Origin of the sequence: Fibrobacter sp. (assembly GCF_045112255.1) — a bacterium.
In the GTDB taxonomy this organism is placed as follows: Bacteria; Fibrobacterota; Fibrobacteria; order Fibrobacterales; family Fibrobacteraceae; genus Fibrobacter.
The window spans coordinates 48,596-71,924 of sequence record NZ_JBGUHR010000025.1; the positions used below are offsets into that span (position 1 = coordinate 48,596).

At 49.1% G+C, this 23,329-nt stretch carries 19 protein-coding genes; 10 read left to right on the top strand and 9 right to left on the bottom strand.

Annotation, left to right across the window (positions count from 1 at the left end; translation table 11 throughout):
• Nucleotides 1-35 precede the first annotated feature (35 nt).
• Both ACJMM9_RS02315 and ACJMM9_RS02320 read left to right on the top strand, forming a co-directional pair.
• Nucleotides 36-1,229: a TraB/GumN family protein gene (locus tag ACJMM9_RS02315; RefSeq protein ID WP_405323458.1), complete on the top strand. Its 1,194-nt coding sequence runs from the start codon at nucleotides 36-38 to the stop codon at nucleotides 1,227-1,229.
• A 171-nt stretch (nucleotides 1,230-1,400) separates the two neighbouring features.
• Nucleotides 1,401-2,795 carry a hypothetical protein gene (locus tag ACJMM9_RS02320; RefSeq protein WP_405323461.1) on the top strand — a complete coding sequence of 465 codons (1,395 nt, stop codon included), beginning with the start codon at nucleotides 1,401-1,403 and terminating at the stop codon, nucleotides 2,793-2,795.
• A 38-nt stretch (nucleotides 2,796-2,833) separates the two neighbouring features.
• Here ACJMM9_RS02320 and ACJMM9_RS02325 read toward each other — a convergent pair whose 3' ends face one another.
• On the bottom strand, nucleotides 2,834-3,421 hold the full coding sequence (locus ACJMM9_RS02325) for a fibrobacter succinogenes major paralogous domain-containing protein (RefSeq protein ID WP_405323464.1): 588 nt from the start codon (nucleotides 3,419-3,421) through the stop codon (nucleotides 2,834-2,836).
• Nucleotides 3,422-3,519: 98 nt separating this feature from the next.
• Nucleotides 3,520-4,416, bottom strand: a complete 897-nt coding sequence (locus ACJMM9_RS02330; RefSeq protein WP_405323467.1) for a flavodoxin — start codon at nucleotides 4,414-4,416, stop codon at nucleotides 3,520-3,522.
• 246 nt (nucleotides 4,417-4,662) lie between these two features.
• Between ACJMM9_RS02330 and ACJMM9_RS02335 the strand changes: the two genes are divergently transcribed.
• The 4 genes from ACJMM9_RS02335 (at nucleotide 4,663) to ACJMM9_RS02350 (ending at nucleotide 8,971) form a co-directional block, all read left to right on the top strand.
• Nucleotides 4,663-6,063, top strand: a complete 1,401-nt coding sequence (locus ACJMM9_RS02335) for an endo-1,4-beta-xylanase (RefSeq protein ID WP_405323470.1) — start codon at nucleotides 4,663-4,665, stop codon at nucleotides 6,061-6,063.
• Between the two features lie 119 nt (nucleotides 6,064-6,182).
• Entirely contained in the window at nucleotides 6,183-7,592 is a 1,410-nt protein-coding gene (locus tag ACJMM9_RS02340; protein ID WP_405323472.1) for an endo-1,4-beta-xylanase, read from the top strand.
• 180 nt (nucleotides 7,593-7,772) lie between these two features.
• Nucleotides 7,773-8,111, top strand: coding sequence for a thioredoxin (gene trxA / locus ACJMM9_RS02345; RefSeq protein ID WP_405323583.1), 339 nt, complete (start codon nucleotides 7,773-7,775; stop codon nucleotides 8,109-8,111).
• A gap of 191 nt (nucleotides 8,112-8,302) precedes the next feature.
• Nucleotides 8,303-8,971 (top strand): Crp/Fnr family transcriptional regulator, encoded by a 669-nt coding sequence (locus ACJMM9_RS02350; protein WP_405323475.1) that lies wholly within the window; start codon nucleotides 8,303-8,305, stop codon nucleotides 8,969-8,971.
• 77 nt (nucleotides 8,972-9,048) lie between these two features.
• Here the strand turns inward: ACJMM9_RS02350 and ACJMM9_RS02355 are convergent, their stop codons facing one another.
• Nucleotides 9,049-11,034 carry a carbohydrate-binding domain-containing protein gene (locus ACJMM9_RS02355; RefSeq protein WP_405323477.1) on the bottom strand — a complete coding sequence of 662 codons (1,986 nt, stop codon included), beginning with the start codon at nucleotides 11,032-11,034 and terminating at the stop codon, nucleotides 9,049-9,051.
• A 210-nt stretch (nucleotides 11,035-11,244) separates the two neighbouring features.
• Here ACJMM9_RS02355 and cysS point away from each other — a divergent pair, with 210 nt between their 5' ends.
• From cysS to ACJMM9_RS02375, 4 genes are read left to right on the top strand one after another with little or no spacing between them, the layout of a single operon-like run.
• Nucleotides 11,245-12,699, top strand: a complete 1,455-nt coding sequence (cysS, locus tag ACJMM9_RS02360; RefSeq protein WP_405323480.1) for a cysteine--tRNA ligase — start codon at nucleotides 11,245-11,247, stop codon at nucleotides 12,697-12,699.
• Between the two features lie 36 nt (nucleotides 12,700-12,735).
• A complete protein-coding gene (locus tag ACJMM9_RS02365; RefSeq protein WP_405323586.1) occupies nucleotides 12,736-14,094 on the top strand; it encodes an MFS transporter in 1,359 nt (452 codons plus the stop codon).
• Between the two features lie 9 nt (nucleotides 14,095-14,103).
• Nucleotides 14,104-14,760: an MBL fold metallo-hydrolase gene (locus ACJMM9_RS02370; protein WP_405323482.1), complete on the top strand. Its 657-nt coding sequence runs from the start codon at nucleotides 14,104-14,106 to the stop codon at nucleotides 14,758-14,760.
• Between the two features lie 3 nt (nucleotides 14,761-14,763).
• Nucleotides 14,764-15,918 carry an acyltransferase family protein gene (locus ACJMM9_RS02375; protein ID WP_405323485.1) on the top strand — a complete coding sequence of 385 codons (1,155 nt, stop codon included), beginning with the start codon at nucleotides 14,764-14,766 and terminating at the stop codon, nucleotides 15,916-15,918.
• Nucleotides 15,919-15,951: 33 nt separating this feature from the next.
• Here ACJMM9_RS02375 and uca read toward each other — a convergent pair whose 3' ends face one another.
• From uca to ACJMM9_RS02405, 6 genes are read right to left on the bottom strand one after another with little or no spacing between them, the layout of a single operon-like run.
• Nucleotides 15,952-19,542, bottom strand: a complete 3,591-nt coding sequence (gene uca / locus ACJMM9_RS02380; RefSeq protein ID WP_405323488.1) for an urea carboxylase — start codon at nucleotides 19,540-19,542, stop codon at nucleotides 15,952-15,954.
• Nucleotides 19,543-19,553: 11 nt separating this feature from the next.
• Nucleotides 19,554-20,387: an alpha/beta hydrolase gene (locus tag ACJMM9_RS02385; RefSeq protein WP_405323491.1), complete on the bottom strand. Its 834-nt coding sequence runs from the start codon at nucleotides 20,385-20,387 to the stop codon at nucleotides 19,554-19,556.
• A 14-nt stretch (nucleotides 20,388-20,401) separates the two neighbouring features.
• A complete protein-coding gene (locus ACJMM9_RS02390) occupies nucleotides 20,402-21,043 on the bottom strand; it encodes a DUF1989 domain-containing protein (protein ID WP_405323494.1) in 642 nt (213 codons plus the stop codon).
• Entirely contained in the window at nucleotides 21,040-21,696 is a 657-nt protein-coding gene (locus ACJMM9_RS02395; protein ID WP_405323497.1) for an urea amidolyase associated protein UAAP2, read from the bottom strand. Before ACJMM9_RS02395 ends, ACJMM9_RS02390 begins: the two co-directional genes overlap by 4 nt.
• Before the next feature lie 10 nt (nucleotides 21,697-21,706).
• Nucleotides 21,707-22,423 carry an urea amidolyase associated protein UAAP1 gene (locus tag ACJMM9_RS02400; RefSeq protein WP_405323500.1) on the bottom strand — a complete coding sequence of 239 codons (717 nt, stop codon included), beginning with the start codon at nucleotides 22,421-22,423 and terminating at the stop codon, nucleotides 21,707-21,709.
• 15 nt (nucleotides 22,424-22,438) lie between these two features.
• Nucleotides 22,439-23,287, bottom strand: a complete 849-nt coding sequence (locus ACJMM9_RS02405; protein ID WP_405323503.1) for an ABC transporter ATP-binding protein — start codon at nucleotides 23,285-23,287, stop codon at nucleotides 22,439-22,441.
• Nucleotides 23,288-23,329: the final 42 nt, after the last annotated feature.

The window sequence follows — 23,329 nt, forward strand, 5'->3', positions numbered from 1 at the left end:
AATGCTCCTTTCTTTTTCTACATTACCACTACCTTATGAACGAAGTTTATTCTCAGTCTGAAGAAAAGTCCGACATCTACCGTATCCGCACCAAGGACGACAGGGAAATAGTCCTCGTCGGGACGGCCCATATTTCGCAAGTTTCAAAGGACCTTGTCCACGAAACCATCGAAACTGAAAACCCGGACACCGTATGTGTAGAACTTGACGAGGGCCGCCTCAAGTCTATCCAGGACCCGAACCGCTGGAAGAACACAGACTTGAGAGACGTGATCCGCAAAAAGCAGCTGGCCACCCTCATCGCAAACCTGGTGCTCGGCTCATACCAGAAACGCATGGGCGCGCAAACCGGCGTCAAGCCAGGCTCAGAACTCAAGGAAGCCGTTGACGTCGCAAGCGCAAAGAACATCCCCATCGTACTGGCCGACCGCGACATCAAGATTACGCTCAAGCGCACCTGGGCCTGTACCCCGTGGTACCGCAAGTTCAGCCTCCTGGGCGGGCTATTCGCAAGCATTTTCGACAAGACCGAAATTAGCGAAGAAGAACTCCAGAAAATCAAGGAAAAGGACGCGCTCAATTCCATGATGCAGGAGTTCGGCCAGACATTTCCTGAAGTGAAGCAGGTGCTCATAGACGAACGTGACCAGTTCCTCGCAAGCAAGATCAAGAACGCTCCAGGAGACAAGGTCGTCGCCGTTGTAGGCGCAGGTCACATGCGCGGCATCGCAAGCATCATCGAAGGAGACAAGGAACTTCCAAGCGAAGAATCCATTTCTGTCATCCCGAAGGGCACCTCGCTCTGGAAAATTTTAGGCTGGACTTTAACATTTTTAATCATCGCAAGCATCGCTTTTGTGGGCTATGTCGCAGGAATCGAAAAAGCAGGGCAGCTGAGTTTACAATGGGCCATGCTCACCGGCGGTGGCGCCATGCTCGGAGCAATCATCGCAGGCGGTCACCCATTGACCATTCTGGTAGCGCTGGTCATGGCTCCGTTTACAGGCCTCACACCGCTTATCGGAGTCGGATTTTTCACGGCACTCACGCAAGTCTATGTCAGACCGCCACGAGTATCCGAAATGGAAACGCTGACCGACGACATCTGGCAGGTCAAGCGCTGGTGGAAGAACCGCGTCACGCGCGTCATCCTCTGCTTCCTGTGCCCAGGCATCCCGGCAATCATCGGGAAGATCCTCGCGATCTTCAAGATTTACCAGGCGTTCTAGTCTGCGTAAACGATTTTAGATGTCAAAAATTACTTTGTATAAAAAGTCCGCACAAAAGCGGACTTTTTAGTTTACTGTCATTAACCGCAATAAAAAAAACACAATTTATTTTAAATATTCCAAAAGACATTTTGATATATTCATAACATCCTGTTCTAGGAGAAGAATATTATGTTACGTTCTCGCCGTATCTTCAGCACCGCGGCAATCGCTTTTGTTGCCGTCGCATCCGCATCGCTCATTGCCTGTAGCGATACAGCATCGGAAGGAACTCCTTTTTCGCCAGAGTCATCCGAAGTCAATCCCATTGAAGCCGACTCTGCCAAAGTCCAACCAGTAAAAACTGATTCCGCCACCACAGATTCTGCCAAAGTTGATTCTGTCGAAACAGATTCCGCTGAAGTCGATCAATCCATGTTCGAAACACCATGTACCGCCGAGAACGAGAGCATGATAGACTCGATAGAAAATCACTACGGAAAGTTCGGCTACGACTGGTACCGTGATTACTATAGATGTGAAAAAGGCTCTTGGGTAAAAAGAGAGTCTTGGATTCGTTGCGATAAGGACGTTCAAGAAGGCGATGCCTGCATACACTCCTATGCAGACGGAACCGGAATGAAATTTAACGAGATTTATGCCTATACGAGCAACGGTGGCTGGGAGCGCTATAGCGGAGATCGCGATTTAGGAAAGTTCACCATCCGAACAGAAAACGGACGAGATACGGCATTTTTCAAATTTGCTGGTTGGGGTGGTTGGCGCGAGGTTAAAGAATTCCAATACAACTGTTTTTCGAAATTTGACGCAAAAGATACCTGCGTGTTAGAAACTGATGAAGGAAAAAATTATTACCTAACACAAATAGACGCCGATCCCTCACACTTTCCCGTTTGGATTAAAATCGATTATGACCCGGAACTTGGTTTTTGCTCGTTTAACGATGAGCAAAAATATGGTGAGAAAGACGGCAAACGTTATTACTGTTCTCAAGGTTTGAAACCATATTTGAGTTGGCCGGAACTAAAGTGGACCGAAACCGAATTGATTCCGCAGCAAGATAACGACTCTCGAAGGAATGGGTTAACAGACGAAGAATATGACATTTTAGATTTACCCAAAGAAGCCTCTACAGGAGACCTTGTCGGAGGTCTGCTGGAAGTATGTTTTTATAATCAGAAAACAGGAGCGTTCACAGGTCCAAATCCAACCTATACAGATTTTATCCTTAATTTCTGTATTCCACAAAATTACTACCGATATGAAAACGGTTCCTGGACGCAAGAAGTCCATTATCATCAGAATGAAAAAGGGGTATGGATTTTACAAACAGATAAAGAAATAGCAGAAGCTAAAGAAAACAATCGATGCACACAAGAAAAAGAAGGAACGGAAATATTCACTTTACCGAGAGTGGAAGTAACTTCATATAGAGCTTTAGCAGAGCCAGGCACGATTTACCAATGCGTTTCGGAAGGAGTGATATTCAAAGAATTCACCTATGGCCGTTACGAAGTAGTTAAAGCAATCAAAGCAAAATATGCAGACGATGAAGTAGAAGATTAACAAGCAAACACGCCATATCGGCGATCGGACGAGTCCGCTTACTGCACGCAGCGGACTGAGAATCCAAACGCTTTCGGTTTCATCATGTAGCTAAAGCCCATTGACTTTGACGAAAGATACCACACCGAAGCTTCGTTCCCTTCAACGTTTGCGCTCCAGAAGAACGCGAACTTGCTTTCGTTGCCATAAGTGCCGTCATCGAACATGTTGCCGGATGGCATAGCGCTGAATTTGAGCGTATCGTTTCCGTTCGTTTCACCAGACCATCCGTAATTCGCCTTGATCAAATAGCCGGCATTGAAGTCGGCACCAGCAGCTTTCCACAAGCTTTCGAAATCTTCGTTTGTTGGCAAACGGAACCCGGCAGGGCAAGCGGACTTTGCCGCATCCCAAGTGTAGAGGCGCCCGTAGACCATGCAGTTATCGTCATCTTCCCTATAGCAAGTGCTGCCCGGCATTTTGTAATTCAAGTTGTCTGCCATCCAAGTGCGGTCTTCGATTTTGACAAGGCGGTACTTTTGCTTATCGCGCGGGTCCTTGAGTTCTTGCTTTTTTGCTTTGGGGGCGGCAAGAGATGCGCTGGACGCGACGAGGGCTAAAAGGAGGATAGAAGATAAATAGTTCATTGTGAAATTTTGATTGTATAGATTGCTTCGCTACGCTCGCAATGACGTGCAATGACGTTATGAGAGATGCCCGATCAAGTCGGGCATGACGTTATGATTTACTTTTCGACGACGATCATTTCCGGTTCGCCACGGCCCGGAAGCGGTTTGAAAATCTTGACGTTCGTCTGTGTAACCGGCCCACCGAAAGCCTTCATTTCGCAAACGAAGAGGTAGTTCATTCCAGCGACAACCTGCGTCGAGACGCTGAGCGGCTTCAAGCCCAAATAAGCGTAATCCTTGGTAGCTGCGGCAAACACGGCTGAATCTTCAGCCGTGAGCGGGCGCTGTTCCGAGAAGCCACCGGCAAGCATTTCTTCAGTCTTGCCCGTTTCGAGATTTGCAAAGAATTTTGCGACTTCTTCCTTAGCCTTTTCGACACCGCCTTCAGCATTGATTCGCTTGTTAGAAATTCCATAAGCAAGCGTCACGTTGGCGTTCGGTTCAAGAGTCTTGAGTTCGCTTGCACTAGCCTTGCGACCACCGCTACCGTAAGTGCAGAACGGCACCACAGCCTTGCCGCTCAAATCATTTGCTTCAAGGAATGTGTAAATCGGCGGCGTGAAAGTCCCGAACATGATCGGATAGCCGAGGAACACGGTATCGTACTTGGCGAGTTCCACTTTTGCATTCACAAGAGCTGGCCACTGCTTGCTTTCGCGTTCGGCACGCACTTCGGCAATCGTGCTGTCGTATGTCGAGGGGAACGGCTTTACAAGCTGGAGTTCGACTTCATCGGCATGGCGGGCTTCCTTGAAAATCTGAGCAAGCTTCTTGGTCGCACCGGTCTGAGAGAAATAAACCACAACGGACTTGGACTGTTGCGGAGCTACTTCAGCAATCGGCGCGGGCTGAGTTTTAGACTGCTGGGCATCCTGTTTTTCACAGGCAGAAAGCAATGCGGATGCGGCAACCGCAGCCGACAAAGCAAGCGAAAACTTCAAGGAACGAGACATGAGAACCTCCAACTTAAACTTTACAGATAAAAAGATATTTATTTTCCTCAAAGAGGTGTTCAATAGATTTTGCCACAACCCCCAAAAGAAAATATTTTGATAATTTCGCTTTTTTTGATTGATTTTAGCCACCTAAAATAAACTCATTCCCTTGCATATTTTTCTTTACATCTTTTAGCTTACTTTTTGTTTATCTTAAATAATATTGGGTACTCATTAGGATTAGGGTTAAAAGGAGTACAAAAGATGAAAAAGACTCACGCTTTTGCGGGTCTTGTGCTTAGCACGGCCCTACTTGGCGCAGGTTTGGCAAACGCCTTCGCCGCAGATGAAACCCTTAGATCCCTAGCCGATAAAAACGGAATCTACATCGGCGCCATTCTGAACTCACAGTGGTTCAGCGGCGGACTTCCTGGAAATTACGAACAGATTCACAAACAACAGTTCAACATCGTCGTTGCCGAAAACGAGATGAAGTTTGATGCGACCGAACCGCAAGAAGGAAGATTCAATTACAACAACGGCGATAAGATGGTCAAGTACGCCAAACAAAACGGGATGCGCGTTCGCGGCCACGCCCTCGCCTGGCACAGCCAAGTTCCGGGCTGGGTAAACAACTACAAGAACGATAAAAAGAAATTGCTCGCCGTTCTCAAGAACCACATCGAAAAGGTTGTCAGCCACTGGAAAGGTCAAGTCGCCGAATGGGACGTGGTGAACGAAGCCATCAGCAACAACGAACCCCAGTGGCGCACCGGTTCCGTCTGGTACCAGGGTATCGGTCCTGAATTTATCGACTCCGCATTCGTTTGGACGCACGCTGTGGACCCGGATGCAGAACTCTGCTATAACGACTACAATCTCGAACAAGGCATCAACCCCAAAGCCAAGGCAGGGTTCTTGCTGAAACAAGTGAAGCGCTGGGTTGCAAACGGCATTCCTATCCATTGCGTGGGTTCCCAGACGCACGTGGAAGACACCACCACCGACAAGCACTTTATCGGTTCGCCGGATAGCCTCCGTTCCCTAGCCAAGGAACTTGCAAAACTTAACGTCAAGCTGAAAATCACCGAACTCGATATCGGATTCAAGAGCGGCGTGAACGTCAGCAAGAAAGACCTTGAACGCCAAGGACAAACCTTCCGTCAATACCTCGACATCATCCTCGAAGAACCGAATGCGGACACGTACCTGATTTGGGGCGTTTCTGACAAATGGAGCTGGCTTGGCGGCCTAAACAGGCAAAAAGGCCTTATCTATGACGACAACTTGAAGCCGAAGCCCGCTTTCGACAGCATCTTGGTGAGACTCCAGACTTACGAACCGCCCAAAGATACAGCCAAGAAAGACACCGTTGTTCAAGACTCCAGCAAGAAGGATTCAACGAAAAAGGATACGACAGACGCCATCAAGCCATTCATCGCACCGAGCAGCCTTTCTTTGCATGTTGCCGGACGTACGCTGTTCGTGACGGGATTTACCTCGAAGACAGCCAAAGTGGACATTTTCGATATGCAAGGCCGCCCAGTCTTTAGCACAGAAAACAACAAGGGCGTCTTTGACCTCACTACAATAGCCGAAGGCCTTTACGTGGTACGAGTGCAAAGCGGATTCTCGAATTTAACACAAAAGGTTTCCATAAAATAGATTTCACCTCTTAATGAACCAGGGATCAGGATTTTTCCTGGTCCCTTTTTTGTTTGACTTTCGCGAATGTTTTATATATCTTTCGGGTTGGTGCAAATGGGTTGATAGAGGGATATAAAATGAAAAAGATTCATTCTTTGTCACGTATTGCACTCGGTGCCGCAATTATTGGCGCAGGCTTTATGAACGCCAACGCCGACGACGAAACCATCCGGCAACTCGCTAAGGAGCGCGGCCGCTTTATCGGCACCATCTTGAACAGCGAATGGTTCAACGACGCCATCGAACCGGAATTCGAAGAAATACACAAGACGCAATTCAACGTCGTCGTCGCCGAAAACGAAATGAAGTTCGACGCCACCGAGCCCAAGGAAGACGAATTCAACTTCGAAAAGGGTGACAAGATGGTCAAATACGCACAGGCAAACGGGCTGCGCGTTCGCGGACACGCTCTCGCCTGGCATAGCCAAGTTGCAAACTGGGTGAACAACTACAGTGGACAAAAAGAAAAGCTGCTCGCCGTCCTCAAGAACCACATCACCAAAGTCGTCGGCCACTGGAAAGGTCAAATCGCCGAATGGGACGTGGTAAACGAAGCCGTCAATGACGACTACAATGCCGACTGGCGTTCTACAAACTCCGTGTGGTACGAAGGCATCGGCGCAGAATTTCTGGACTCCGCATTTGTATGGGCGCACGAAGCCGACCCGGATGCAGAACTCTGCTACAACGACTATTCCATTGAATGGGGCCTCCGCGAAGGTTCCAAGGCAAGCTTTGTCGTGGAGCAGGTCAAGCGCTGGAAAGCAAACAACATTCCTATCACTTGCGTAGGCACCCAGACGCACATCGAAATCGCACACGAAACGACTCCGCAAAACGTACGCGCACTCGCCAAGGCTCTTGCAGAACTCAACGTGACACTCAACATCACCGAACTCGACATCGGTTTTCCGAAAGGTTCGGCAGGCAAGCTCACTGATGCAGACTACGCCAAGCAAGGACACCTGTACCGCCAATTCATGGACGTGTTCCTCGAAGAACCGAACATGGGTGAATTCGTGATCTGGGGATTGACCGATGCGCACAGCTGGCTCGACGAACAGCAGGGCAAGACCGAAGGACTTCTCTTTGACAAGCAATACAACCCAAAGCCCGCATATGACAGCGTCATGGCAAGCCTCAAAGCACACCCCGCCTCCGAAGTCAAAACGCCCTACCCAGATTCAGTGCTCAACCCGCCTAAAGATTGCGAAACCGGGAACTGCGGCGATTCTTTAATCGCAATCAAACCGAGTGTTTCTGCAAACAACATTTCCATACACCTTGCCGGACGCACATTGTTCGTAACAGGTTTGGCTTCGAAGACTGCCGCGAAGATCGACATATTCGACATGCAGGGTCACCTCGTATTCAGCACAAAGAATGTCAAAGGCAACATAGAGCTTTCATCAATTCCAGAAGGATTATACGTTGTTCGCGTTCGTCAAGGAATAGCAAGACTTACCAAACGAATCGCCATCAAGTAATGGAGATTCCCTTTCATCGACGGGGATGACAACTCTGATAAAGGTCGCGAAATAAATCGCGGCCTTTTTTATACCCAAAAAAATTTTTTTTCGTTAATGTGACCTAGTCACAGTTTAAAGCCTTGCGAATATCTAAAATATAGGTGTAAAGAGGGGATAAACCCCAGAGAAGAGTTTAAAATAAAAACAAAAAAAAGGAAAGGTAAAACAATGGCTGAATTAAAAATCACTAGAGAAAACTTTGAACAAGAAGTCCTCAAATCCGACAAGCCCGTTCTGATAGATTTCTGGGCAAGCTGGTGCGGCCCGTGCCGTATGCTCTCGCCCACCATCTCGGAAATCGCCGAGGAATATAAGGACAAGGTCAAGGTCGGCAAGGTCAACGTCGATGAAGAAGGGGATCTCGCCGCGATGTTCCGCGTGACAAGCATCCCCATGCTCGTCGTCATGAAAAATGGCAAGGTCACAAATTCTGCCGTCGGCGTCCGCCCGAAAGACCAAATCGTAAAAATGATATAATTTCTATTCTCCCATTCAATCCAACCAAGCCCGCCACAGTCTGTATGGAGCAGAGTCCGAGTGCGCGGGCATTTTATGCATAAGCACTTCAAACACAAATACTTCCTACTCCTTTAAAAAAGGAGATTCCCGGTCAAGCCGGGAATGACAAACAAAATGATTTTATATATTCCCTCTAGAGGGAGCACGTTATGGTCGAACCGATTAGTCAAATTGTCAAGAAAATTCCATTTTGGGAAAAACTTTCGCTTGAAGAAAAAGCGTTAGTTTCACAGCGCGCGTTGACAAAGCATTTCAACAAAGACCAGATTGTCAGCAGCAACAGTTCCGCATGCCTCGGGATCATCCTCATTTTGAGCGGAGGCATCCGCGTGAGCCTCATCTCGGATGAAGGCCGAGAAGTCACGCTTTACCGTGCGCACTCGAACGAATTTTGCGTTTCGACAGCCTCGTGCGTGATCCACCAACTCACGTTTGAAGCAATCGTCACCGCCGAAGAAGATACAACTGTACTCGTCATTCCGTCCTCCGTTTGCGCCAAGCTGATGGACACCAACATCCACGTGCGCTCCTTCGTTTTTGAACGCGAAACGGAACGCTATTCACAGACAATTTGGGCCATTCAGCAAATGCTGTTCAAGCGATTTGACCAGCGCCTCGCCTCTTACTTTTTTGACGCATACAAAAGCACAGGCAAAACCGAGATTAAAAAGACGCAAGAAGAAATTGCGCGAGACGTGAACTCCGCCCGAGAAGTGGTCGCCCGCATGCTCAAGGATTTCGCCGCCAAAGGTCTTGTGGAAATCAAGCGCGGAGCGATCGTCATTCGCAATATCGAAGGACTGAAACAACTGCTATAAAAGCAGCAAAACGTACATAGCAAAAAAAGCTTCCTCCATTTTTCAGGAAGAAGCCTTTTAATTTTGAGATCAAAAAACTACTTGTACATGTAGACCATGCCGTTCGGGAACTTCAGTTCCTTCATTCCACTGGTCTGCACCTGACCAACAGCAGTCACTTCACCACCGTAAAGGATCGTATTGCCCTTGTATTGCGGCTTGAAAGCGGCCTTATCGGAGCCATAGAAGTTTTCGCTTGTGTAGGCCATAGAGGCGCACTTGGGAATGTCTGTCGAAAAGTCGCCAAACGCAAGGAGGACACCGCCGGTTATTTCGAAACCAGTATCCGTATCAATAAGTCCTCCGGCCATGTTGGAAGAGCATCCTCCACCACCCATGCCACCGCCGGGGAAGCCACCACCACCTGGGAAACCGCCGCCCCAGCCACCGCCGCCACCGCCCATGCCGGACTCGTAGCTCTGACCAGTAATTTCAAGAATCAACACGCCACCGGTCTGCTTTCCAGAACCGTTCGCATCGAAAACATCAATCATACTTCCCTTAGCGCTGATGTAATGGTAACCACCGCTCACGACAATATGGCCACTGCTCTCGCTAAACATGGAATAACCGCCAGAATTTTCCTTAGCGCCACCAGCACCGTTCCAGCCGTCATTGGTTGCAAATGTCGAGGTTATGCCACCTTCTGCAAAAATCTTGTAAGCTTCAAGACCTTCGGAAGCCGTGATGACATTGATTGTCGAACCTTTCAAATGCAAAGCTGAATCCGCATGGATACCATCGTCCTTCGAAGAAACGGTCACATCTCCGGCATTCATAAAAACCTTATATTTTGTATGCAATGCATCGTCTTCAGCTTCCACGTTAATGGTACCGCCGTTGACATAAATAAATTTCTCGGCCACCATGCCCTTGCCCGTCGATTTCACCTTGACGGTAGCGGCCTCGGTGGAATCACTCACAACAACGAAGTTTGCGGCATCGATACCGTCGTCGCCCGCCTTGATAGTGATGTTACCACCGCGAATATCGACAATGCCCTTACCTTCGATGAAGGATTTGCACTTGCCATCTGGGCCTTCTTCACATTCGTCGCTTTCGAGACCGTCGCCCTTCTTGGCCGTGAGATTCAGCGTACCGCCAGAAATCTGGAGACTGCCCTTGCCCTTGATGGCGTTTTCTTCGGCTTCAACTGTAATGTTGCCATTCTTGATTTTAAGATCGTTACTGCACTGGATGCCATTTCTGAACTTGCCCTTGACAGTCAAGGAACCTGCACCCTTGATGTTCAAATCGTCCCTGGAATAAATGGCAGCCTTCGCCGTATCCTGAGCGCCATTGACCTTTGTAAACAAATGATTTCCGCTACCGTCTTCAACAAGATTGGTCGTACCCTTGACCAGATGAAGAACCGTCTTGTCAGCATTTTTCACAAGAATCGGAGCGTTCGAGCTCTTGATGGTCGCGTTGTACAGATAAATTCCCGTATTGCCTTCATTTTCTGCAGCCGGAGTATTCACCACCATCTGGAAGTCAGACGATTCGCCGGTCACGTAATACGCGCCCGGGCAAGTGATAGTTGCACTCTTATCCGCAACTTCAACGCAGCCATTGTTGTTTTCGACAGTCGCCGTAGTCCCTGCAAGTTTCAGGAGAATTTGCGTTCCGTCCAAGGTCCTCGAATCTTCCAGGTCAGATTCATCATCACCTGAAGTAGAACTGCCGGGAACGACGTTGCTAGAGCTGGATAAATCGTGACCAGGATTGCCATTGCCAGAACTAGAAGATTCTACACCAGGGACAGCATCGCTCGAACTGGAAATTTCACCGCCAGGATTGCCATTACCAGAACTCGATGATTCCATGCCAGGAACAGCCTCGCTAGAGCTGGAAATTACCGTACCCAGGGCATCACTGCTCGAACTGAACACATCACCGCCCAAAGCCTCACTGCTTGAGGACGTTTCCACAGGCGTAAGACCATTTAAACCATTATCATCACCACAAGCCACAAAGCCCAAGGCCGCAGAAACAGCGACCGCGGACAATTTCAATAATTTCATAGAACACTCCATTTTTTCTTAATATAAATTCCATACTCCAAAATAGACCTTGTCGCCACGCAATTTCTGTTGAAGTCAACACAACAGGGTTTAATAAATCCTATAGCTGGTTATTGGTCCTGCACAATTGCCGCCCCTTGTAAAAATTTCTAAATTGCCTCGCGCATTAGCATGTTTGGCGCATGTTGCGCCGCATTAACCGGAGGCTTTATGGCACTTCAATTCTACAACACCGCATCACGCAAGAAAGAACTGTTCACTCTTCCCGAAGGCGTTCCCGCCGTGCGTATGTACTGTTGTGGCCCGACGGTGTACCACTTTGCCCACATCGGCAACCTCCGCACTTACATTTTTGAAGACTTTTTGGTCCGTACGCTCAACTACTACGGCTACAAGGTCAACCACATCGTGAACATCACTGACGTGGGCCACCTCACGAGCGATGGCGATACCGGCGACGACAAAATGGAAAAGGGCGCAAAACGCGAAGGCAAGTCCGTCTGGGACATCGCCAAGTTCTACACCGACGCTTTCATGGCCGACTGGCACCGTTTAAACATCCAGGAACCGACCCGCTGGACCCGCGCCACCGACCACATCAAGGAACAGATTGACTTGGTAAAGACGCTCGAAGAAAAGGGCTTCACCTACCGCACTTCGGACGGCATCTACTTCGACAGCCTCAAGTTCCCGCGCTACGCCGACTTTGCTCGCCTCGACGTGGAAAACCTCCGTAAAGGCAGCCGCATCGACATGGGCGAAAAGAAGAACGCCACTGACTTTGCTCTCTGGAAGTTCAGCCCAACCGACAAGAAGCGCGCTATGGAATGGGACAGCCCGTGGGGCGTTGGTTTCCCGGGTTGGCACATCGAATGCTCCGCCATGGCCATGAAGTACAACGGTCCGACGCTCGATATCCACTGCGGCGGCACGGACCATATCCGCGTTCACCACACGAACGAAATCGCACAGAGCGAATGCGCGAACGGCGTTCCGTTCAGCCGCTTCTGGATGCACGGAGAATTCCTCCGCACCGCAAGCGAAGAAAAGCTTGAAGACGGCACGACCGAGACTAAGTTTGGCAAGATGAGTAAGTCCAGTGGCGAATTCTTGACCGTCACGCTCCTCATGGAACGCGGATTCAACCCGCTCGACTACCGCTACTTTGCACTCGGCAGCCACTACCGCAACTACCTGAACTTCACTTGGGAAGCCCTCACCGGTGCCAAGGAAGCCTTCAAGAGCTTGCACAAAAAGACAGACCCGCTAATTGGCAAGGCAACCGCCATCACAAGCGAAGCAGCCAAGGCTTTCCAGCAGGAATTCAAGGACGCGATCGGTGACGACCTCAACATGCCTCGCGCACTCGGCATCATGAACACGATGCTCAAGAGCGAAATCGATGACGGCGAAAAGGCTGCACTCGTGGCTGACTTCGACAAGATCTTTGGTCTCAAGCTCGACCAGCCGCGCGAAGAATACGCCAAGAAGGGCGCAAACGACAACATCGATACCGCCAAGGTCGAAGCTCTCATCGCAGCCCGCAAGGAAGCTCGCGCCAACAAAAACTGGGCCGAAAGCGACCGCATCCGCGATGAACTTGCCGCGATGAACATCGTGATCAAGGACTCTAAGGAAGGCACGACCTGGAGCGTGAAGGAATAAGTTATTTTCCTCCTCGTTGTCATATACGTTGCATTTATTGGGCTAGGTCTCCCCGACACCATTCTTGGGGCGGCTTGGCCCTTAATGCATCTAGACCTTAAAACGCCGATTTCTGCGGCGGGCATTCTATCCATTATCGCATCGCTTGGGACAATCGTCTCTAGCCTTTGCACACCGAAAGTTCTCCGCATCTTGGGCACCGGGAAACTCGTCGCGTACAGCATTGCACTGACCGCAATTGCATCGCTCGGTTACGGTTTCGCAGACTCGTTCAACATCCTTTGCCTTTGGGCCATTCCGATGGGCATTGGAGCAGGAGCCGTTGACGTAGCGATGAACAACTTCGCCGCCATTTATCTGGAATCCAAGCACACAAACTGGTTGCATGCAAGCTGGGGCATCGGAGCTACGCTCGGGCCATCACTCCTTTCGTTCTCGATTATGACCGATGGCGGTTGGCGTGGGGCATACGAATATGTCGCCATCGCCCTCGCCGCAATATTCGTACTGATTCTAATTTCACTTCCGCTGTGGAAAAGAGCGGAAGCGCGCGGAGGACTCTCGGAAAACGTCACCATCCCGGCAAGTTCTAGAAGCACCGATCCTGGAAATGCGAAAGTTGCGGGTCCTGGCAACAGTTCATCTGGGAATGCGTCAGGGAATGCCGCGCGCCCCGACAGCAATTCAAACAACGCGCCGCACATCAGCATCCGCGAAGCGCTCCGCGTCCCGGGAATGAAACTTTCGTTCCTCACGTTCTTCTTTTATTCGGCACTCGAGATCTCGACAAGCCTTTGGTGCGGCACTTACCTCATCGCCTGCGGATTCAAGCCCGAAATCGGAGCATTCATCGTCTCGCTCATGTTTGCCTCCGTGATGATCGGTCGCATCGCAAGCGGTTTCTTTGCGATTAAATTCACCGACCACCGACTGATTTACGCTGGAATTTTCATTGTCTCTGTGGGTTGCCTCATTCTTTCAATCCCGCTTCCGCTAAACTTGCAGCCCGCCTGCATTTGTCTGCTCGGACTCGGTTGCGCTCCCGTTTATCCTTCGCTGATTCACGCGACCCCTGCACGTTTTGGAGAATCTCTTTCGAGTCAAGCGATCAGCATCCAGCTCGCCGGTTCCTACATCGGTTCCATCCTGATGCCGCCCGCTTTCGGTCTCGTTGCAGCCAAATTCACCGTTCATCTTTGGCCGATTTCGCTCTCGATTTTTGTCGGATTGTTACTTTTATGCGTGTGCCTGTTGGACTACGTGACGCACAAAAAACTGAACAAGTCCTATGCCCGCGAACGCGTTATTGACATTCTCCACACGGTCTCGATGGACACCCTCAAACGGGAACGCCGTCTCCAGCGTCGCTTACGCAATCGCCATAGGAAACATTAAGGGTTTATTATGGAAATAAAGCAATTTGTATTCAATCCATTCGGAGTGAACTGCTACATCCTGAGCAACAGCAAGGGCGAAGCCATCCTGATAGACCCGAGCGTGAGCAATGCCCGTGAACAAACGGCACTCACGGATTACCTCAAGAGCGAAAGTCTCAAAGTCGTGCGCGTTTTGAACACGCATTTGCACTTGGATCATGTTCTCGGGAACGCATTTGCAGAACGCACTTTTGGCGTCAAGGCCGAAGCGCACAAAGACGACGAATTCTTATTAGGCGTACAGAACGAACAAGCCCAAATGTTCGGCCTCCCCTGCAACGATTTAGCCCCGGCTCTCGGCGGCAACCTTAACGAAGGCGACATCGTCGAAATTGCGGAAATCCGCCTGCAAGTGATTCACGTGGCAGGGCACTCCCCGGGCGGCCTCGCATTCTTCTGTGAAAATCCGGGCAAGGTCAACGGACAAGATAATATTCCTCCGCTCCTTTTCCCGGGCGATATCATTTTCGCAGGGAGCCGTGGACGCAGCGACCTCTACGGCGGTGACGAATTTGCCCTCGTAAGTGGCATTAAATCAAAACTCCTCACGCTCCCGGCAGAAACAGTCGTATTCCCCGGCCACGGACCAAGCACCACAATCGGCAACGAAAAGGGATGGTACTAAATCGTGGGCAATAACGGGCAAGCGAGAATCGGCTGGATTGACGAATTCAAGGGATTCGTCCTTTTGCTCGTTTGCCTGTTCCACATTGAACAAAATTTTCCGAACGCGCACCTCGGAATGTGGCACCTGAGTGCGCTCCGCATGTCGGCATTTTTCTTTATTTCGGGATTCCTTTTCAGCACCAAGCGCTTCACCAATTTCAAGAGTTACTTTACCCACAAAACGCGCGTTCTCTTACTCCCCTATCTTTTCCTTTCGTTTCTGTTTTTCGCGCTAGACCCCGTTGTTTATAACTTCGCGTTGTTTCCGAAATCGCCCACGATGATGGTCGTGAATACCATTCCCGACATCAACAACACATGGCAATATATTTATTGGAACATCGCTAAAATTTTCATCGCCGGAAAATCTTCAGTCGGCGCGGGGCCACTGTGGTTCGTGTTTACGCTTTATTCCGTCAGCTTGCTATTTTACCTGCTTCACGAGATGTCCAAAAAGCAAGTCAACCCCAAGCTGTTTTTTGCCGTGATGTCCATAGAAGGCCTTCTCTGCGGTTGGCTTCTGAATGAAAGCCACTTTCACTTGCCGCTGGGCATCGAGCGCGACCTCACAATTTTATTCTTCTTCGGATGCGGGTATCTTTGCAAGGAACCAATCAAGAAGATTCACAGAGCCATTTCCGCAGGCGCAGCCCACGCCGCAAGAAATACGGCCATCGTTGCCGCCATCGGAATCGCAAGCTTTATCGCATACGCATTCTTGGAATCGCCGAGTCCGAATTTCAGCATCATGAACAACGACTTGGGCAAGAGTCTCCCTCAGTTTATTGCAAGTTCCATCACAGGCATTATCGGTCTCATAGCCACATTCCTGCTTGCAAGCAAAATTCCAGACATCGCACCCATCCGCATCACCAAAGGCATTTTGCGAAACATTTCCCGCAACGCTCTCGTGATTCTCGCAGTTCACTGGTGGATTGTCCTGATTTTGCGACTCTTTTTCAGACCGCAAATCAACCAACCAGGAATCGCCTATATCGCCATTCCGATTGTCGCCCTCGGCACCATCGCCGCCATCCCGCTTTTCCGCTGCAAGCTCCACCGCCTACTCGGCAAAGAAAAAATCAGCGTAAAAGAAAGCCTCTGCATTAGGGAATAATGCAAAGGCTTGATTGTGATTAGGGGTTTGCTTTTAGGATTTCACGGATGCTAGGCATTGCCCAGCTCGAACTTCAGAAGATTCCTTCACAAAGATCTGCGACACAACGCCACCACTCGTTGCGATTACAGGAATTTCGGTCTTCATGCTTTCAATGATCGCGAGAGTATCACCTTCCTTTACCGACGTTCCAGGCTTTGCGACAACCAGCTTCCAAAGAGAACCGGCTACAGGGCTGTAAACACCATCTTCTCCTTCGGCTAGCGTAATTTCGGCTTCCGGAGCGGACTCTGCGCTGTGGCTTTCAAAAGTGAACTGGCCATTTGCAATCCAGCGTTCCTTTTCTTCTTCGAAAGCCTTGGTACGCTTTTCTTCGAATGCAGAGATTGAAGCAGCATTGTCCTTCAGGAATTTTTCGTATTCCTCGATATCAAACGAGCTGTTCTCTACGGTGACATGGAATTTGCCAGCAATAAAGTCCTTTCGCATTTGCAATAGGGTTTCCGCATTAACCTCGTAATAACGAATCTGGTCGAAGAAGCGCAACAGATACGGCAACGGGAAATCACTAGTCTTTTTAAAGCGGTTCCACATCTGCACCGTACGTCCGACAAATTGATAACCGCCAGGGCCTTCCATTCCGTAAACGCACATGTACGCACCACCAATGCCCACTGCATTTTCAGGAGTCCATGTACGTGCAGGGTTGTACTTGGTCGTGACCAAACGATGTCTCGGATCGAGCGGAGTTGCAACAGGAGCGCCAAGGTAAACATCCCCAAGTCCCATCACGAGATAGTCCGCATCAAAAACAATCCGCTTAACATCATCAATGGAATCAAGGCCATTGACGCGGCGAATGAATTCAATGTTGTTGGGGCAACACCAAGGAGCGCCCGGTCTAACCGTCGTTACATACTTTTCGATAGCAACTCGAGTCTGCGGGTCATCCCACGAAAGCGGCAAATAAATAGTTCGCGTCGGAACTTTCGTAAGCTTGTTCTTTCTCAAGTGTTCAGCCAAATCCCAGAGACGTTCCAAGACATCTTTCTGACGGATTTTCTTGATATCGTAGTGAATTTGTATAGAGCGGATACCCGGAGTAACATCAATCAGCACATCCGCAAACTTTTCTTTGACAGCGAGCATCCATGCATGAGCCGTAAAACGGAGGCGCAAATCGATAATTGCCGGGCCAAATTCGACAAGTACGTTATCATCGCCATCAGCTCGAACAACGATATGTTCCATTTCAGAATCAGTGTTGTATTCCGAAATAATCGGCGACGTCACTGGAGCAGGAACTAGCGCCGGAGCCGCTTTCGAAGCCTTTTCTGGGGCGGCAAGCATTTCTTCGCGAGTGATCCGGATCTTTTCAGCCTCTTCTACAGAAAGCGGAATAAAGCGAACCTTGTCGCCACTGCGCAGCTGTCCCATTTTCCAAAGTTCCGCAGACACAATCGTCACCGGGCAAGCGAAACCACCAAGGCTCGGACCATCAACACCCAAGATAATCGGCATATCGCCCGTAAAGTCTACGGTTCCGACGGCATACGCATTATCGTGCAAGTTCGAGGGATGAAGCCCAGCTTCACCACCATCGGGGCGCGCCCACTTAGGCTGTGGACCAATCAAGCGAATACCCGTTCTAGAAGAGTTGTAATGCACTTCCCATGTTGCCGCAAAGAATTCTTCAATGTCTTCGGTCGTCAAGTAATCCGGAGCGCCATGAGGACCATACATTACACCGATTTTCCATTCATTTCCAATGGACGGAATCGCCGATGCCGCCGGAATAACCGTTTCACCAGAAGCATCGTTTCCAATATGGAGAATATCTCCTGCAGTCAATGCGCGTCCACCGTGACCGCCAAAGCCACCCAAAGTAAAGGTGGACTTGCTACCTAAATAGTCCGGAACATCAATGCCACCGCGAATCGCCAAATAGCAGCGTTGCCCAGCCTTAGAAACTCCGAACTTGAGAACATCACCATCGTGAACTTCGACAGGCGTATTCTTCAGGCACGGCATATTGTTTACAGTCGCCGGAAAATCACCACCGGTAAACGCAATCACAGCATCCGTATGGAACGCAAGCGTACATCCCGAATGCGTCATTTCGATTCCAGCCGCATTTTCGGCATTACCAACAATCTTGTTCGCAAGCCTAAAGCTGTAATTATCCATAGGTCCGCTAGGAGGAATGCCCACATCCCAATACTTTAAGCGGCCCGGATAATCTTGAATCGTTGTCTGCAAACCCGGCGCGAGAACTTCAAAAATCTTGTCACGATACTTATAGTCGTTCAAGATCCAGGTCGAAACCTTTCCCGAAACAAAATTCGGCATTTCAAGCACATCGCGCAAGAGCTTGATGTTCGTTTCAAAGCCATAAAGCTTGACATCGGTGAGAGCCTTTTTTGCCTTTTCGATATTGTCTTCACGATCTTCACCAGCGACAACGACTTTCGCCAAAAGCGGATCATAAAAAGCACTGACTTCCGTGCCACGAGAAACCCATGTATCAACGCGAATGCCTTCCGGGAAATTCACTTCCGTCAAAAGGCCACTGCTCGGGCGGAAATTCTTTCCCGGATCTTCGGCATAAACGCGGAATTCCATAGCGTGTCCATGTGGCACAAACTTTGCGCCAATTTCGAAGGGACGATTTCCAGCAGCAAGTTCAATCATCCAACGCACCAAATCAACATCATAAACCGTTTCGGTGACGCCGTGTTCAACTTGCAAACGCGTATTGACTTCGAGGAAATAGAAACGATCGTTCGGAGCGTCGTATATAAATTCAACAGTACCGGCAGAACGGTAAGAAACGCCTTGTACAAGTCGCAGAGCCGCCTCATGGAGAGCTTCACGGGTCTTTTCGGGCAAGCACGGCGCAGGAGTTTCTTCAATGACTTTCTGGTTACGACGTTGCACAGAGCAATCGCGTTCACCAAGCACGACAGCATTTCCTTCGCCATCGCCAAAGACCTGTACTTCGACATGACGACCGCGTTCCACATACTTTTCAACAAAGAGGCCTGCATTCTTGAAGTTGTTTTCGCTCAACCTCTTGATTCTATCAAAGCTTTCAACGAGTTCCTTTTCGCTGTGGCAAATGCTCATGCCAATACCGCCACCACCTGCGGTACTCTTAAGCATTACTGGATAGCCAATTTCCTTGGAATGAGCAATAGCATCATCCAAACTTTCCAAAAGACCGGAACCGGGAACTAGCGGAACATCAAATTCCTGTGCAAGTTCCTTGCTACGGTGCTTCAGGCCAAATTCAATGAGGTGTTTCGGAGTCGGTCCGATAAAAGCAATTCCATTATCTTCTAGAGTCTTTGCAAAATCAGCATTTTCACTCAAGAAACCGTAACCAGGGTGAACCGCTTCGGCTCCAGTCGACTTAATAGCATCCAAAATGGCAGGAACATTCAGGTAACTGTCCTTAGCTGGAGCAGGGCCAATACGAACGGCTTCATCAGCCATCAATACATGAGCTGCGGTTTCATCCGGGTCAGAATAAACGGCAACAGATTTTACTCCCATCTCTTTCAGGGTACGAATAATGCGACAAGCGATTTCGCCACGGTTTGCTACAAGCACTTTGTTGAACATGGCTATCTCCTTTAGTATTTAATCAATTGTACAAGAAGTTGCGTCAGGGATCCTTCGGGATTTTCAAGCTCTTCGAGGATCGTAAAATGGTTATGGTTCGAAAGCAAATTGAACGAACCGGGAATATCTTCTTCGGCGCGGTGCATCGCAAATTCTGCACTTTGCCTACGGAGTTCCGGAAGTTCATTTGCACCAACAACTACGGCAATCGGCTTTTTGACAAACGGCCTACGGAGCGGACTGTACAAAAGAATCTCATTCTCGGTAAGCTGTAGTTTATCGTTCAAGAAGCATTGCGAAATAGGTTTCAAGTCATAAATACCGCTGATGGCAAGCGCCCCACATACGCCAGTTTCATCAAGCACACTAACAGCAAGATGCGCTCCAGCCGACCAGCCCGATACGTAAATACACGAATCGTCAAAGCCAAGGACATCACTATTACAGCGCAAATAATAGAGCGCATTACGGACGCTTGCAACGATTTCACCAATACTTGCGCTAGGAGCAAGCGGGTATCCAATACTCGCCACATCGAATCCTTGAGCAAGAGGCCCCTTCGCTAAAAAGCGAAAGGTGTCCTTACTACGCATTTGCCAATACCCACCATGGATAAAGACGAAAAGCGGGGCGTCTTTTTTACCACAACTAAAGTAATCAATACGTTCCCTAGAATCCAGGCCATAATGCAAATTCATCGAATCTTGGAACTGCTTTGAAATTTCAGCGCTTCGAGCATTGAAGCCTTCCAAAATTTCAGAACTATTTTCAACAGCACTGCTGTTGTCGTAGGCTTTTCCAAGCGATTCCCTGGTGAAGTTTCGATAAACGTAGTTGTTGTCCATAGCGGCATCCAAAATTATTTGTCAAAAACTAAAAGTCGAATTGGAGTCGGGTTGTAGTCGTTACAAGGGTTGTTCAACTGCGAGCAATCCGAAAGCAAAAACAGAACGTCCATATCGGCGCGAAGTTCAATGTATTTTCCTGGACCCGAAATGCCATCGGCAAATTCAAGGCGCCCCTTATCATCCAAAATGACCTTCGTGAAAAAGTTCAAATTGCAAGTCTGATCGCGCTTGCTCAAACCGTAATTTTCAAGCGTCCGCACAAATGTATCGCGACAGCTGTGCATATAACGAGTCTTATTCGTATAACGCACAACGTTTCCTTCCGCAGAGCATCCACTTCCAAGCGTGTCATGTTCGCCGCAGGTATCCGCAATAACCGTAAGCATGGCGTTTCCGCAGTTGCTACGGATGACAGTACCAAGCTCAATCATCGTATTCGCCTGGGCCGTAATGGTGTTGTTAGCATTGTAGCGCTCCGTCGGGTCGTTCGCATTATAAATCTGCACATCGCCAGACTGGTTGCCTTCTACATCGACCAAGCGGAGAATCTGTCCCTTCTTGAGGGGCAGCATGTAACCGTCCCCGGCAAGGACGGTCACATCCGATACCGCATCTTCTACGCGACGCGGGCTTTCAAGAAGCTTCGAGTTCATACGGACTCCTTTGAATCCCAAATAATCATCCTTACCGGCGTCGGATCGTAAGCATTGCAGGGATTGTTCAGCTGTGGGCAGTTGCTCACGACGGCAAGAACATCCATCTCGGCACGCATTTCCACATACTTTCCCGGTGAAGAAATGCCATCGGCAAAGTTGAGGTTTCCCTTTTCGTCAAACGGAACATACATGAAAAAGTTCAAGTTGTTCACCTGATCACGCTTGTCCAGATTCGGCGTTTCAAGCAGCACCTTCAAGAACGATTCACGGCAGGCATGCATATAACGCTTGTCAAGCGAATAGCGGCAAGTATTGCTTTCACAAGAGCAAGCACTTCCGAGCGTATCATGGTCGCCACAAGTATCCGCAACAACCGTAAGCATCGGGCGATCGTCATTGGAATAAAGCTTTGTGCCAACACCGACCAAGCAGTTCGCCTGTCTTTGCACCGTCTGCTGGACGCTATAGCGTTCCGACGGGTCATTCGCATTGATGAACAGCGTATCGACAGCCTGGTTTCCTTTGAGGTCCAAAATGCGGAAAATCTGACCTTTCTTGATCAAATGCAGCCAGCCCTTTCCTGCAGCCACATCTTCAACATAACAAGCGTCTTCTTCCTTGAGCGTACTTTCCAAATACTTCGTAAACATGATAGACCTCTTACAAGTTGTAGTTTGCCGTGTTGATAAAGCCGCGACCGTTTTCCGGGCACCAGGTAAAGCAAGGATCTTCGGCACCAGCGATATCGCAAGTGAGGAGTTCGACCTTCACGGGCTTACGCAAATATTCCTTGCTCGGATTCAACGGATGCATACCCGTGTCAATAACGACCAAAGTATCCATTTCGGCACGCAGTTCCACATAGTCACCAGGCTTAGAATTATTCTCTACAAAAGTCATCTTTCCGTCAGAAGTCACCACAACCTTGCTGAAAAAGTTAATGAGTTCCGTAAAGTCTCTCTTGGTCATGCCGTGCTTGCCTATTTCAACAAGCAAAGAGTCGTAACCATTGCGGTAAAAATCGTTGTGGGCGCTCTGATAATCCTTTTCGCCAAAACGTTCCTTGATCAGCGAGGCATGTGTGCAGCCACAAAGCGGATCGTGCCAGCCCACAGTATCTTCGACAACGCTCAACAAGATACGGCCCATATCGCCATAAAGGCAGCAGTTCTTTGCAATTCTGCAAATGTGCTGGATTTTCAGGGTATCGCCCAGGTTAAAGCGTTCCGTGAAATTGTGGGCGTTGTAGCACATCAAGGAGGCGTTCGCACCACCCTCAATGTCGGTGAGTCGAATTTTCTGGCCGCGCTTGACGATTCGAGAATAGTTCCAGCCACCGGCAATCACTTGTTCGCAAAGGACTCTAGATTCAGACATATTAGCTCCTGTTTTTTAAAGTTGTTTCCCGACCATGTTCACGATGTTGAATTCTTCTTCAGTGATTTCGTTTACCTTGGGCGGGCGAATGAGTTCTTCGATGTATTTGCGCGTTTCGACGAACTCAGGCAAAGTAAGGGTTTCCTTATTTCTCGGGCGAGGAATGTTGACATCAACCAATTCCTTGACCTTTCCGGGATTGGCTTGCAAAGTCAAAATGCGGTCCGAAAGGAATACGGCTTCATCAAGATCGTGCGTCACGAAAATGATGGTGATATCGATGTTTTTCCAGACTTCAAGCAGATACTTTTGCATCTGCGCTCTCGTCTGCGCATCAAGCGCTCCGAACGGTTCATCCATCAAGAGCACGCGCGGCTGCGGGGCCAAGGCTCTCGCAATAGCGACTCGCTGCTGCATACCGCCAGAAAGTTGCTTCGGGAAATATTCGCCGTACTTTTCAAGTCCAACAATTTCAAGCCACTGAGAAGCAATTTCTTCGGCATCATCGCTATCGTGCCCTGTAGATTCCAGCCCAAACATGACATTTTTCTTTACCGAAAGCCACGGGAAAAGCGAATATTTCTGAAAAACCATTCCTCTTTCAGCTCCGGAACCGCGAACAATCTTTCCATCAAGTCTAAACTCTCCACGAGTCGCAGTTTCAAGCCCCGCCGCAATGCGGATGAGAGTCGACTTTCCACAACCAGACGGGCCAATGATCGAAAGGAACTCGCGACGACGCACACCAAAAGAGATATCATCTAAAACCCGATGCGTTCCTTTTTCAGAAGTCTTCTCAAAGTCCTTGACTATATGGCAGGCTTCCAAAATGTAATCTTCAAAACAATCTTTACGGCCTTTCATGATACTTCTCCTTGAGCGCCTTTTCTTCGGGGGTGAGGCAGA